6 protein-coding genes, 1 tRNA gene and 1 pseudogene are annotated in these 14,792 nt (G+C 66.9%); 7 read left to right on the top strand and 1 reads right to left on the bottom strand.

Annotated elements, in window-relative coordinates:
- Positions 1-7 precede the first annotated feature (7 nt).
- The 7 genes and pseudogenes from ACFWZ4_RS11870 to ACFWZ4_RS11840 all read left to right on the top strand — a co-directional run bounded on the left by ACFWZ4_RS11870 (position 8) and on the right by ACFWZ4_RS11840 (position 12,120).
- Positions 8-1,033 carry a glycerophosphodiester phosphodiesterase gene (locus tag ACFWZ4_RS11870; RefSeq protein WP_439704881.1) on the top strand — a complete coding sequence of 342 codons (1,026 nt, stop codon included), beginning with the start codon at positions 8-10 and terminating at the stop codon, positions 1,031-1,033.
- 237 nt (positions 1,034-1,270) lie between these two features.
- Positions 1,271-4,348: a TonB-dependent receptor plug domain-containing protein gene (locus tag ACFWZ4_RS11865; RefSeq protein ID WP_439704880.1), complete on the top strand. Its 3,078-nt coding sequence runs from the start codon at positions 1,271-1,273 to the stop codon at positions 4,346-4,348.
- Between the two features lie 173 nt (positions 4,349-4,521).
- Positions 4,522-5,817, top strand: coding sequence for a sterol desaturase family protein (locus tag ACFWZ4_RS11860; RefSeq protein ID WP_439704879.1), 1,296 nt, complete (start codon positions 4,522-4,524; stop codon positions 5,815-5,817).
- Between the two features lie 277 nt (positions 5,818-6,094).
- Positions 6,095-7,585, top strand: coding sequence for an amino acid permease (locus tag ACFWZ4_RS11855; RefSeq protein WP_439704878.1), 1,491 nt, complete (start codon positions 6,095-6,097; stop codon positions 7,583-7,585).
- Between the two features lie 320 nt (positions 7,586-7,905).
- Positions 7,906-9,111 (top strand): annotated as a pseudogene (locus ACFWZ4_RS11850) (M61 family metallopeptidase); the annotation flags it as partial.
- A 777-nt stretch (positions 9,112-9,888) separates the two neighbouring features.
- Complete coding sequence (locus ACFWZ4_RS11845) at positions 9,889-11,787, top strand: M61 family metallopeptidase (RefSeq protein WP_439704877.1); 1,899 nt, start codon at positions 9,889-9,891, stop codon at positions 11,785-11,787.
- Positions 11,788-12,043: 256 nt separating this feature from the next.
- Positions 12,044-12,120 (top strand) — tRNA-Arg (locus ACFWZ4_RS11840).
- A 414-nt stretch (positions 12,121-12,534) separates the two neighbouring features.
- On the opposite strand, the gene ACFWZ4_RS11835 is transcribed toward ACFWZ4_RS11840, so the two are convergent.
- A complete protein-coding gene (locus ACFWZ4_RS11835; RefSeq protein ID WP_439704876.1) occupies positions 12,535-14,748 on the bottom strand; it encodes an ATP-binding protein in 2,214 nt (737 codons plus the stop codon).
- Positions 14,749-14,792 lie beyond the last annotated feature (44 nt).

The following is a 14,792-nucleotide window of genomic DNA, read 5'->3' as shown; positions in this document are numbered from 1 at the left end:
TCGCCCCATGAGCGAACGTCCCCTCATTCCTTGCCCCCAGGTCATCGCGCACCGCGGCGCCAGCGCGCTCCTGCCCGAGCACACCCTGGCCGCCTACGCCCGCGCCATCGCCGACGGCGCCGACCTGATCGAACCGGACCTGGTGATGACGCGCGACGGCGTGCTGGTGGCCCGTCACGAGAACGAGATCGGCGCGACCACCGACGTGGCCGCACACCCGCGCTTCGCCGCCCGACGCACGCGCAAGGTCGTCGACGGCGTGGCGTGCGAGGGCTGGTTCACCGAAGATTTCACCCTGGCCGAACTCAAGACCCTGCGCGCCCGCGAGCGTCTGCCCGACCTTCGCGGCACCGCCCACGACGGGCAATACCCGATCGCCACGCTGGAGGAAATCATCGAACTGCTGGCGGCCGAGGGTGCACGGTACGGGCGGGTCGTCGGGCTGATCCCGGAGATCAAGCACGGCACATGGTTCCAGCGCCACGGCCTGCCGATGGAGCAGCGTCTGCTCGACACGCTCCAGGCGCATGCCTGCACGCGCAGCGTGCCGGTGGTGATCCAGTCCTTCGAGCTCACCAACCTGCGCGCGTTGCGTCCCTGCCTGGGCGACCTACCCAACGTGCGCCTGCTGCAGCTCATCGACGAGCCGCAGGCGCAACCGTGGGATGTCGCGGTCGGAGGCGGCCACCTGCGCTACGCCGACCTGCTCACGCCCGACGGCCTGCGCGAGGTGGCGACCTGGGCCGATGCGATCGGCCCGAACGCGCGTGCGATCCTGCCGCTGGACGGCGCGGGCCGCCTCGGCGCGCCCACGCCGCTGGTGCGCGATGCGCATGCGGCGGGGCTTCACGTGCACGCATGGACCTTCCGTCCGGAAAACGTGTTCCTGCCGCGTTCGCTGTGGCGTGGTGAAGACCCGGGAGCACGCAATGCGGCGGGGTCGATCGAGGAGATTCGCGCGCACCTGGAGGCCGGGATCGATGCGTTCTTTACCGATGAGCCCGCCCTGGGCCGCGCCGCAATGCGGCCGTAACGCCTTTACAACAAATGTTGAATTTTTGCTGTGGGCATCTTAAGGTTCGGTCAAACGAGCCCCGCTTCCCCACAAAGCCTGTCTCGCCAGCACCGATCCCCCTATGCGGTTGCTGGCTTCCCACAGGCACTCCTTGTGAACCGTTTTCGGACGCGGATGGACGATCGTGCTCGTTGCCACGAGGCATAACGATGGCCTCAGTCCTTCTATTCCAAAACAGGTTTTGGGGAGTTTTGCATGAGCTTGCAAGTTGCCAATCGCCCGGCCATCCGCCGGACGGCCCTCGCCGTCGCCCTGAGCGTGGGCTTCGCCGGCGTTGCCTTTGCACAGGCGACCACCGGCAGCATCTTCGGTGATGCACCGGCCGCCCAGGGCGAGACCGTCCTGATCCAGAACAGCACCGGTTTCTCGCGTGAAGTCGCGGTCGACGCTTCCGGTCACTTCGTGGCCAACCAGCTGCCGCTGGGCGACTACACCGTCACCCTGCGCCAGAACGGCCAGAACGTCGATTCCCGCAAGGACGTCACCCTGCGCGTGGGTGCCGGTACGCAGGTCTCGTTCGCTGCGGCGGGCGCGGCTGACGCCCAGAACCTGTCCGCCATCACCGTCAGCGCCAATGCGCTGCCGACGATCGACGTGACCGGCGTGGACTCGCGTACCGTCATCACCGCCGAGCAGTTGGCCAAGCTGCCGCTGGCTCGCAGCGCCGAGGCGATCGCGCTGCTGGCCCCGGGCGTGGTGCAGGGCAGCTCGCTGTTCCAGAGCCCGCTGGGCGGCCAGGTGGTGTCCTTCGGCGGTTCCTCGGTCACCGAGAACGCCTATTACATCAACGGTTTCAACACGACTGATCCGCTCAGCGGCTTCGGCGGCATCAGCCTGCCGTATGGCGCGATCGACCAGCAGGAAATCCTCAGCGGCGGCTACGGTGCGGCCTATGGTCGTTCCGACGGCGGCGTGATCAGCCAGGTCGGCAAGCGCGGCACCAACGAATGGCACTTCGGCGGCCAGGTCCAGTGGACCCCGAGCCAGCTCAAGGGCGATCCGAAGAACTGGCACTACGTCAACGCCGACGGCACCGACGGTGCCCTGCGCCAGTACCGCCAGGACAACAAGACCTGGGTGACCACGGTCGACGGTTACGTCGGCGGTCCGCTGATCAAGGACAAGCTGTTCATGTTCGCCGCCGTCGAGGCGGAGCGCGAGCAGGGCAAGTCCACCGGTTCGAACGTTGCCCCGTTCACCGACCACTACCGCTACGACAACCCGAAGTGGTACGGCAAGCTGGACTGGAACATCAACGACAGCAACATCCTCGAAGTCACCGGCGCGTCGAGCAAGTCCTCGTATGAAGGCCGTTTCAACAGCTTCGATTACGAAACGCTGACCGAAGGCGACTTCAACAGCAACGACACCCACACCAAGAACGGCGCGGACATGTACTCCGCCAAGTTCACCAGCTACATCACCGACGACCTGACCGTCTCGGCGATGTACGGCAAGATGAAGGGCACCTGGTACAGCAACACGCCGGACTACGATCCGACCAACCCGTACATCTTCGGTGCGCAGGACCAGAACCCGGCGATCAACGGCGGCAACCCGATCACGAACAACCAGACGGTGTCGACGATCAACCTGCCGGGTCACCGCTCGACCACCACCAACCTGCGCCTGGACGTCAGCTACCACCTCGGCGATCACACGATCACCGCCGGTATCGACAACCAGAAGCAGGCCAACATCGACGCGGGCACCAAGTTCCCCGACGCCGGCCTGGGCTATGCCTGGGAATACAACACCATGGACGGCGACGCGGACACCTACATCATCGGTGGTCCGGGTACCGCGCAGCCGGGTGCCGACTGGCGCAACTCGCCGTGGGTGGCCAACACTGGTTCGCAGCCGGGTGGTGAGAGCGGCTTCTATGTCGCCCAGTACCGCTACCACGACAACGCTTCGGTCCGCGTGGACCAGAAGGCGCAGTACATCGAGGACACCTGGCAGGTCAACGACCGCTGGATGGTCAAGCTCGGCCTGCGCAACGACCAGTTCACCAACTACGGTGGCGGCGGCGACGCGTTCCTGCGCCTGACCAAGCCGCAGTGGGCGCCGCGCGTGGGCTTCAGCTGGGACGTCAATGGCGACTCCAGCTTCAAGGTCTACGGTAACGCCGGTCGCTACTACCTGGCGCTGCCGACCTCCGTCGCGCTGCGTTCGGCCGGTACCTCCCTGTACACCCGCGTGTACTACACCTACACCGGCATCGACGCCAACGGCATCCCGACCGGTCTGACCCCGATCGACACCAGCCGTGGCGCCGGCGAGCCGCTGTCCAACAACGGCGAGTACGGTTTCCCGCGCGATCCCAAGACCGCCGCGTCGACCAACCTGAAGTCCGAGTACCAGGACGAGTACATCCTGGGCTTCGACAAGGCGCTGGGCGATGCGTGGGTGTGGGGCGCCAAGGGCACCTTCCGCAACCTGCGCAACGCGATCGACGACATCGGTGACAACGTTTCGATCATCGCCAAGATGAACGAGATGGGCATCGACCCGGCGACCTACGACGCCAGCCAGATCCCGGCCAGCTTCCTGATCAACCCGGGTTCCACCTCGAACTTCCTGGTGCCGAAGCTCGGCGGCGGCTACTACGAGGTGCCGATGACCTGGCGTGGTGACTTCGCCTTCAACACCACGATGAAGCGCAAGTACTACGGCCTGAACCTGTACCTGGAGCATCCGTTCGACGGCAAGTGGTACGGCAAGGTCGACTACCTGTTCTCGCGCAGCTACGGCAACAGCGAAGGCCAGGTCCGTACCGACATCGGTCAGAACGACGTGTCGGCCACGGTGGACTGGGATTACGCCGCGACCATGGACTACGCCAACGGCGCCCTGGCCAACGACCGTCGCCACCAGATCAAGGCGTACGGCTCCTACCAGCTGACGCCTGAGGTGATGGTGTCGGGCAACCTGGCGATCCTCTCGGGCATGCCGCGTACCTGCCTGGGCTACTACGGCGCCGACCAGACCAACCCCGGTCTTGGCTACGGTCCGTACTACCACTTCTGTGGTGGCCAGCCGAGCTCGCCGGGCGACAGCCGCAACCCGTGGACCTACAACCTGAGCCTGAGCGCCGAGTACCGTCCGGAGTGGGCGGACAAGCACCTGGCCTTCAACGTGATGGTCTACAACGTGTTCGACAGCCAGAAGACCACGCAGGTCTATCCGATCGAAGTGAGCGCCAGCTACAAGCGTCCGTACAGCTCGCAGACCCCGCGTTACGTCCGCTTCGGCGTGTCGTACGACTTCTGAGGTCGTAAGTAACATCCGGACTGTCCGCAGTCCGTTGCAGCACCGGGGCCGCAGGTTTACCTGCGGCCCTTTTTTTGCGCGCCTCCGGTCGCGCTCCGCCGCCGGGTCCCCCAGGCGCGCGGTAGGATGGATGCCTGGACCGCCATTCGGGGACGGCGTTCGCCGCCAGCGCCATGCACGTGCAGGAATTGATCATCACCTGGGCCACGCCAGTGTTCTTCGCACTCATCGGCCTGGAACTGCTGGTGGCGCGCTGGCGTGGTCGTGCGGCCTACCGCACCGGCGACGCGATCAGCAGCATCGGCCTGGGCGTGATCTCCCAGGTGGTTGGCGTGTTCGGCAAGCTGCTCTCGATCGGCATCTACGCCTGGGTCGCCGCGCACGTGGCGCCCTGGAGCCTGCCTGCCGACAACATCGCGGTGTGGCTGGTCGCGCTGCTCGCCTACGACTTCCTTTACTACTGGCTGCACCGTGCCGGCCACGAGGTGAACATCCTCTGGGCCGCCCACGTGGTGCACCACCAGAGCGAGCACTACAACCTCTCCACCGCGCTGCGCCAGACCGGCAGCGGCGTGCTGCTGGGCTGGCTGTTCTACCTGCCGATGGCGCTGGCCGGCATTCCGACAGAAGTGTTCGTGGTGGTCGCGCTGATCGACCTGCTCTACCAGTTCTGGGTGCACACCGAGCAGGTCGGGCGGCTGGGCTGGTTCGACCGCGTGTTCTGTTCGCCCTCCAACCACCGTGCGCACCACGCGGTCAATGATCGCTACCTGGACCGCAACTACGGCGGCATCCTGATCGTCTGGGACCGCCTGTTCGGCACCTTCGTCGAAGAAGACGACGCCGACCCGCCGGTGTATGGCACCCGCGCCCCGCTGCGCAGCTTCAATCCGTTATGGGCGAACGCCGAGGTGTACTGGGCCGCGGCGAAGGACATGTGGCACGCGCGACGATGGCGCGACAAGGCGCTGGTCTGGCTCAAACCGCCGGGCTGGCGTCCGGTCGACGTGGCTGCGCGCTTCCCCAAGCCCCCGTTCGACATCCGGCGCGAGCGCTTCGATCCGCCAATGCCGCGCGCACTCACCTTTTACTGCCTGTTGCAGTTCGCATTGCTGCTGGGCATGGCCACGCACTTCCTCGATCTCAGCGCCCGCGCGAGCCTGTCGACGCTATTGACCTATGCGGCCTATCTCGTCGGCAGCCTCACCGTGCTGGGCGCACTGATGGAAGGCCGGCGCGCCGCGCGCTGGATCGAAGCGGTGCGCGTGCTGGCCACCGCGCTGCTGCCCTGGGCCACCGGTCGCTGGTTCGGCGTCGCCCAGTTGGACTCGCGGTTCGCGATGGCGATGATGGGGGTCTTCGCTCTGGCTGCCCTGGCATTGCCGTGGCTCGTTCCGGCGCGTACACCGTCCGTCGCGGGAACGCATCCAGCGTCGGCCGCGAAAGGTTCCTCGGCGCAAATTCACTGACCCCGGCACCGAGCGATCCCTTGCAGGAGCGTCCTTGGCCACAACCGCGCGGGCCGGAAACCGACCGTCATGACAGGCCGTCGCGGCGGGCTGCGGACGATTGCGCCCATCGGCGCTCCCGCAGCTGCCCAAGCGTCGCTGTACCCGATGCCCGCACACCGCCAACCCTCGGCAGAGATGTTCCAGACAGGACGATGGATGCCAACAGCCGAACACGGCTTGCGGCCACTTGCAACCCCCAAGCTATGATGCCCGCTTGTTTTCGAGGGGATATCCGATGGGCTTTCTAGCCAAGCTGGTGCGTCACAAGTCAGTCGAACAGCTGCAGTCCGAAGCAGGCGGCTCGAAGGATTTCCGTCGCGTACTGGGGCTGTGGCAGCTCACCGCGATCGGCATCGGCGCCATCATCGGCGTGGGCGTGTTCGTGCTGGCCGGCCAGCAGGCCGCGGTCAACGCCGGCCCGGCGGTGATCCTCTCCTTCATCGTCGCGGGCCTGGGCAGTTGTTGCGCCGCGCTCGCCTATGCCGAATTCTCCGGCATGATCCCGGTCACCGGCAGTGCGTACACCTACGGCTACGCGGTGCTGGGCGAGTTGTTCGCCTGGATCATCGGCTGGGACCTGCTGATCGAGTACGCGCTGATCGTGGGCGTGGTGGCGATCGGATGGTCCGGTTACGTGCAGGCGCTGATCGAGCAGGTCTTCCACGTCCAGTTGCCGGTGTGGGCGCAGGGCGCCTACGACCCGCTGCACCCGGACAACGGTCGCGTCTTCAACGTGATTGCCGCGGCCATCTCGCTGCTGATCGCGGTGATGCTCACGGTCAAGACCGAATGGGGCGCACGCTTCAACACCGCGGTGGTGGTTATCAAGGTGGTCGGCGTGGCGCTGGTGATCGGCGTCGGTGCGTTCTTCGTCGATACCGCCAATTGGCATCCGTTCATCCCGCCGGTGGTGACGGACGCGGCCGGCAGCCACTTTGGCTGGGGCGGCGTGCTGGCCGCCTCCAGCGTGGTGTTCTTCGCGGTGTTCGGTTACGACACCCTGACCACCGCGGCCGAAGAGGCAAAGAACCCGCAGCGCGACCTGCCGCGCGCCGTGCTGCTGTCGCTGGCCGTATCGATGGCACTGTACCTGGCGGTTTCGCTGGTCCTCACCGGCATGGTGCCTTACGCGCAGCTCAACTCGCCGGCGCCGGTGGATGCGGCGTTCAAGGCGTTGGGGCTGGATTGGGTGCGCGGCATCATTTCGGTCGCGGCGATCGCCGGCATCACCAGCGTCATGTTCGCCTTCATGCTCGGCGCCGCACGCATCTGGTTCGCGCTGTCGCGCGACGGACTGCTGCCGAAGTGGTTTTCGCAGATCCACCCCAAATACGGCACGCCGGCGCGCCCGACAATGATCTTGGGCGTGTTTACCGCGCTGGTCGCCGGCTTCCTGCCGATCGGCGAAGTGGCCGAGCTGGTGAACATCGGCACGCTTTCGGCGTTCATCGTGATCTGCGCGTCGGTGCTGATCCTGCGCGTGCGCAAGCCCGGCCTCGAGCGCAGCTTCCGCACTCCGGCACTGTGGCTGATCGCCCCGGCCGGCATGCTGTTCTCGCTGTTCCTGATCGTCGGCTGGCCCTGGATCACCGACGGCCGGCTGCACTTCCTCGGTGGCCTCCCCGCCATCACCATTTGGCGTTTCGTGGCGTGGATGGTCCTTGGACTGGCGATCTACCTCTTCTACGGCGCGCGGCACAGCAACCTCGAAGGGCAGGAGCGATAGCGGAGACGCCGCGACGGTGCTTCAGCCCACCACCCCGCTGCCAGGTAAGTGGGCCGACCCCAATCCTGCGGAGTCGTCGATCGCGTGGCCAGCCGCTGCACGCGACAGTGGAGCCGGCCGGCGTGACCTCTGGCAGGGGGAGGGGCGTGACCTTCGTCCTACCATCGGATGACTGTCATGTCGGCTATCGGGGCGGTGTCTCGACGGTGGCGTGGCTGGTGACGGCGCGGCGTGCGCGCCGCCGATGCTCGCCAGGGGAAGCGAAAGTGAAAGACGTTCGATCGAAGTTGCTGGTGGCCGCACTGGGTGCGGCCTTCTCGATGGCTGCGCAGGCAGGCCACGCGCCGGCGAAGGACGTGCCCTATCCAGGCACGCTCACGCTGAAGGTGGACCTCACCGACGCGCCGAAGAAGATTTTCCGCGTCCAGGAAACGATCCCGGCCAAGCCGGGTGCGTTCACGCTGTACTACCCGCAGTGGATTCCCGGGGAGCACTCGCCCTCCGGCCCGATCGACAACCTCGCGGGTTTGGTCATCACCGCCAACGGCAAGCGCGTGCCGTGGCGCCGCGACCTGCGCGACTTGTACGCGCTGCACATGACCGTACCCGAGGGCGCCAGCGCGCTGGAACTGCAGTTCCAGTTCCTTTCGCCGGGCGAAGGCGGCATGTTCGGCGCCAGCGCCTCGTCCACGCCGAACCTGGTCGACGTGGAATTCAACCAGGTCGCCTTCTATCCGGCCGGTTATTACACGCGGCAGATCCAGATCCAGCCGACCGTGACGCTGCCCGCGGGCTGGCAGTTCGCCAGCGCGATGGACGTGCAGGCGCGCAACGGCGCGAGCACCACGTTCAAGCCGGTCAGCTTCAACAATTTCGTCGACTCGCCGCTGATCGCCGGCGAGCACTTCAACCGCGTGGACCTGAACCCCAAGGGCGACGTCCCGGTGCACTTGAACGTGGTGGCCGACGAAGCGGATCAGGTCAAGCTCACCGACGAACAGCTCAGGCAGCACCGCGAGCTCGTCGACCAGGCGGACCTGCTGTTCGGCGCGCACCACTACCAGCACTACGACTTCCTGCTCACGCTGTCCGACCACACCGGCCACTTCGGCCTGGAGCACCACCAGTCCAGCGACGACCGCCTGCCGGCGGACATGCTCACGGACGACAAGTCCTATGCGCTGATGGCAAGCCTGATGCCGCACGAGTACGTGCATTCGTGGTGCGGCAAGTTCCGCCGCCCGGCCAAGCTGTGGGCGCCGGATTTCAACACCGTCGAGGAAGACGACCTGCTGTGGGTCTACGAAGGCCTGACCGATTACTGGTCCGGCGTGCTCACCACGCGTTCGGGCATGTGGACGGCCGAGCAGTACCGCGACTCGATGGCCGACATCGCCGCCGCCATGTCCGCGCGTACCGGCCGCGCCTGGCGCTCGCTGCAGGACACGGCCGATGCCGCACCGCTGACCTATTACGGCGGTGGCGGCTGGGGCAACTACCGCCGCGGCACCGATTTCTACCCGGAAGGCCAGCTCCTGTGGCTGGACGTCGACACGCAGATCCGCGAGCTCTCCCGCGGCAAGCACTCGCTGGATGATTTCGCCCGCGCGTTCTTCGGCATGGACAACGGCAGCTACGTGACGAAAACCTACACCTTCGACGACGTGGTGGACACGCTCAACCAGGTGCAGCCATACGACTGGAAAACCTTCCTGCGCACACGCCTGGACTACACCGGCGACCAGTTGCCCGAACACGGCATCGAGCGCGGCGGCTGGAAGCTGGTCTACACCGACGCGCCCAACGCCGAGACCAAGGCGGCCGAGTCGCTGCGCCACAACGTCAACCTGGCCTATTCGCTGGGCCTGTCCGCATCCAAGAGCGGCAACATCTACGACGTGCAGTGGGACGGCCCGGCGTTCAAGGCCGGCCTCGTGCCGGGCCTGGACATCGTCGCGGTCAACGGCAAGGACTATTCGCCCGACGCGCTGAAGGACGCCGTCAAGGCAGCGAAGACCAGCAAGGCGCCGGTCGAACTGCTGGTCAAGAACGTGGACGTCTATACCACCGTCAAGGTGGACTACCACGGCGGCCTGAAATACCCGCACCTGGTCCGCGCCGACGGCAAGGACCTGCTGACCGTGATCACCACCCCGCGCAAGTAACCCATCCAACCCTCACCGTTCGTCCCGGGCGCAGGCCCGCAGGCCGAAGTCGAAGGACCGGCGCGCGGCCGCATTCCGCCGCGCTACGTCCCGGACGAACGGATGAGTTTCGAGCGCCACCACCGGAGAGCCCCTTCCGTGAAAACCAAACCCCTCGCATCCGCCCTGTTGCTCGCCGGCTTCGCGCTGGTCGCCGCGCCCGCCTTCGCCGACGTGCCGCCGATCGGTGACGCGCCGTTCAACGGCACCCTCAAGATTGCCGTGGACGCCACCGACCTCGCGCATCGCGTGTTCCGGGTCAACGAAACCATCCCGGCCCAGCCTGGCCCGCTGACCCTGCTGTTCCCGCAGTGGATCCCCGGCCATCATTCGCCGACCGGACCCATCGATAAATTCGCGGGGTTGGTGATCAAGGCCAACGGCAAGGTGCTGCCGTGGACGCGCGATCCGCTCAACGTCTACGCCTTCCACGTCGACGTGCCCCAGGGCGCCAGCGAAGTGCAGGCCTACTTCGAGTTCCTCTCGCCGCAGGACCCGCGCCAGGGCCGCGTCGTGATGACGCCGGAAATGCTCAACCTGCAGTGGGATGCGATGAGCCTGTACCCGGCCGGCTACAACATCCGCAAGATCAACGCGCAGGGCAGCGTCACCTACCCGGCGGGCTGGAAGGCCGGTACCGCGCTGGAAGTGGCCTCCACCAGTGGCGACACCGTCACCTACAAGCCGCTGACGTACAACGCGCTGGTCGACTCGCCGATCTACGCGGGCAAGTACTTCAAGCGCGTGGACCTGGACCCGGGCGCGAAGACCCCGGTGTTCATGAACTTCGTCGCCGACGATCCGAAGTACCTGGAGATGAAGCCCGAGCAGATCAAGCCGCACCGCGAGCTGGTCCAGCAGATGTACAAGCTCTACGGCGCGCACCACTACGACCACTACGACTTCCTGGTCTCGCTCAGCGACAAGATGAGCGGCAACGGCCTGGAGCACCACCGCTCCAGCGAGGACGGCGTGGGCGCCGACTACTTCACCGAGTGGGACAAGAACGTCTACGCGCGCGACCTGTTCTCGCACGAATTCAACCACTCCTGGGACGGCAAATACCGCCGCGGCGCGGATCTGACCACGCCCAACTTCAACGTGCCGATGAGCGACACGTTGCTGTGGGTATACGAGGGCCAGACCCAGTTTTGGGGCAACGTCATCGCCGCTCGCGCCGGTCTGTGGAACAAGGACGAGACGCTGGACATGTTCGCCCTCGTCGCCGCCACCTACGACCAGGGCCGTCCGGGCCTGGCCAGCTGGCGCAACGTGCAGGACACCACCAACGACCCGACCATCGCCCAGCGCCGCCCGCTGCCGTACCGCAACTACCAGGCGTCCGAGGATTACTACTCGGCCGGCGCCATGATCTGGCTCGACGTCGACGGCAAGCTGCGCGAGCTCACCCGCGGCAAGAAGAAGATCGACGACTTCGCCCGCGCCTTCTTCGGCATGAACAACGGCGACTGGAGCGTCAACACCTACGTCTTCGAGGACGTGGTCAAGACGCTCAACGACATTGCGCCGTACGACTGGACCAGCTACCTGCGCACCCGCCTGGACGGCCATGGGCCGCTGATCGGCGGTATCGCCTCGCACGGCTGGAAGCTGGTCTACACCGACAAGCCCTCCAAGGCGGTCAAGGCGATGGAGTCGCGCCGCCACGCCGCCGACCTGACCTACTCGCTCGGCCTGTCGGTCGGCAAGGACGGCTCCATCGGCGACGTGCTGTGGGACAGCCCCGCGTTCAAGGCCGGCCTCTCGCCCGCGATGACGATCGTCGCGGTCAACGGCAAGGAATATTCCGCCGACGCCGTCAAGGACGCGGTCACCGCCGCGGCGAAGGACAAGAGCCAGCCGGTCGAACTGCTGGTGAAGAACTTCGACGCGTACAAGACCGTCCGCATCGACTACCACGGCGGCCTCAAGTACCCGCATCTGATCCGCGACACCAGCAAGCCGGACACCCTGTCCGACCTCATCAAGCCGCTGTAATCCTTGTAGCGCCCTCTCCCTCCGGGGAGAGGGCCGGGGTGAGGCGCCAAGGCTTGCCCGAAGCCCCACCCGTGCCGGAAAACAAAAGCCCTCTCCTTGCGGGAGAGGGGTCGGGCACAGTCCCGATTCCGCCCATCCTGACCCAGTCGCCGGATGCCCGCGACGCTCGATCGAGCGGCATGAACCTCCTACCCAACTCCGCTATACTGCCCGTCCGCCGCGGATCACCGATCCCCGCGCGGCCTCGCAGCACCACGCGCCTGTAGCTCAGCCGGATAGAGTAGTGGCTTCCGAAGCCATTGGTCGGGGGTTCGAATCCCTCCAGGCGCGCCATCTCCTGCCGTCACGCACTGTCCGATTTCGACGGATCGCAACCGCGTCTGCGACGCGCCGCGACACTTGAGAGCCGCAGGCATCGCCCACGGGTGATGCACCCGCAGTTGATGCAGAGGGGGCGAGTCGTTCCAGTGCGGCCCGTCTGAACGCTGCGGCGCGAACCACGAACGTCACTCCCACTCGCCAGGCGAGGTCCGCAAGCCTCAGCCGCGGCAGCGCGTTCGGGCGCGGCCGGCGCTCCGTTGCATGGAGAGCGCACGTTCCAGCATTCTGCAAGCTGCTTTGCCGCGCCACTCCGGACGAGGGGCTTACGGTGGCGAAACACGGGATGCGCGGATGTCTCCCGAATGAATCGCTTTCGCACGGATGGTCGCGTCCCTGGCAGCCTGAGACGATAACGGCGGGTATGGCCTAGAGGGATGCGGGGCGCAGGTTCGCAGGGTTGTCGACTTTTCTGGCCGGCGGGGTTTCCGCCAGCAGCTCGCGCAGCATCGCGGCCGTCGCGAGCAACTCGGCCTGTAGCGCGCCCAGCGCCGGTTCGACGCCGCCGTTCGCGCGGATCGTTTCGCGAAGCTGTGAACAGAGGCGAACGCCTTCGCTCCGCCCCATCACCAGGAAGGCATTCTGCAAACGATGCAGGCGGGCGGATGTGGCGGCCTGATCGTGCGCACGCAGGGCCACGAGGAACTCGTCGTTGTCGTTCTGCAACTCGCTCTGCCAGCTCTGCAGGTAGGTGCGGCGTTGCTCGGGCGTGGCGATGCGGCAGATCAGGGCGAGCGAGCTTTCGGCCGGGCGCGTGCCCGGGTCGAGTGGCGCGGCGACCGCGGCGGCCGGCGGCCGTGCGCTGGCCACGACGTTCGGCGTGCTGGTGCCGACCTGGCGCAGCAGCCCCAGCAGGCGTTCGATCGAGACCGGTTTGGTGAGGTAGGCGCTGGCGCCCTGGGCCAGGGCCTGTTCGATCGCGTCCGGATCGGAGTCGGCGCTCAGCACCACGATGGCCATGCCGTCGTGGGGATGGCGCTGGCGGTAGCGGGCGAGCACGTCCAGGCCGGAGAGGTCGGGCATGTGCATGTCCAGCAGCACCAGTTGCGGGCGGTGCGGACCTTCCATCGCCTGCAGGCCCTCCGCGCCGCTGCCGGCGAAGATGACGCGGTGGCCGGCGCGGCGCAGCAGGTGGCCTAGGGTGTCGCGGCTGGAACGGTTGTCGTCGACCACCAGGCAGGTGATCGCGGGAACGCGGGCGCGGTGGGCGTCCAGTGCGCTGACGGTATCGAGCGGTTCGGTGACCGCCTGCTCGGGCGCGGCGCGCTCCAGCGGCATGGCCGCGGTGAAGATGCTGCCGCCGCCGGGGTTGTCGCCGACCGCCACGCGCCCGCCCAGCTGCTGGCAGATGCTGCGCACGATGTGCAGGCCCAGGCCGGTGCCGTCGTGGCGGCGAACCAGGCCGTCGCTGGTCTGGTAGAACGGCTCGAAGATCCGCGTCTTCATTTCGTCCGGCACGCCGTTGCCGGTGTCGGTGACGGTGCACAGCAGGCGAGGCTGGATCAGGCCGTTGTCGGCCAGGCGCAGTTCGATGGCGACGTCGCCGCCGGCGGGCGTGAACTTGACGGCGTTGGTGCCCAGGTTGATCAGCACCTGCGCGATGCGGCCCGAATCGCCCAGCATGGCGTCGTCCAGGCCGCGGCCCTGCACGGTGCGCAGGCGCACGCCGCGCTGGTGCGCGAGCGGACCGACCACGTCGCGCACCTGGCCGAGCACATTGGCGACCAGGAACGGTTCGTGGGCGAAGTGCAGGCGACCGGCATCGATCGCCGCCACGTCGAGCACGTCGTTGACCCGCTGCAGCAGCGCGGTCGCGTTGGCGCGCAGCGCGTGCATCAGCTGGCGATCGGAGGCCTCCAGCGTGGCGGTATCGATCAGCGAGGCGGCGTGCACGACGGTGTTGAGCGGCGTGCGCAGCTCGTGGCTCATCGTGGCGATGAAGCGGCTCTGCGCATCGCGCGAGTGCAGCGCCGACTGCGAGATGGCCGAGATCGTGCCGAGCAGCCGGTAGACGGTCAGCGGCAGGCCGACCAGCAGGACCAGCGCGAACGGCACGAAGGCCGGCCGGTCGACCCAGTAGTGCGGCGGCGCGGCCCCGCCGAGCACCAGCACCGAACCGGCCATGAAGACGAAGAACATGCGGCGGCCAAAACGCGTGCCGACCATGATGGTCGCCAGCGGCAGCAGCGTGATCATGGAGATGCACAGGTTCCAGGCCAGTCCGAGCAGCACGCCGATGCCCAGCACGTTCATCGCCGCGCCAATGCCGTCGACCAGCTCGGTGGTGCGCACCACGCGCAGGCGCACGGCGCCCATCCACGCCAGGCTGAGTGCGAAGAAAAGCTCCGCCCACGGGCGCAGCAGCAGGGCCTCGCGCGCCAGCACGACCTTCGAATGCGAGGGGCCGGCCAGGTACTGCCAGTAAAGGCACCACAAGAGGGTCAGGGCCAGCAGCAGGGCACGGCGCACCGAGACGTGATATTCGCCGTAGCTGGCGACCAGCCGGGCAAGCCGACCGTCGCGCAAACGCTGCGCGATGATGCGCAGCGAGCTGGGCGGCGCTTGCGCAGTCCCAGGATTCATAGGTTGTTCCCCCTGCCTTGGCGGGCGCCGGCGAGCCGGTGCCG

Origin of the sequence: Frateuria sp. GZRe12 (assembly GCF_051900535.1) — a bacterium.
Taxonomy (GTDB): domain Bacteria; phylum Pseudomonadota; class Gammaproteobacteria; order Xanthomonadales; family Rhodanobacteraceae; genus Frateuria_A.
This window is presented reverse-complemented; position numbering and strand designations above follow the sequence as displayed.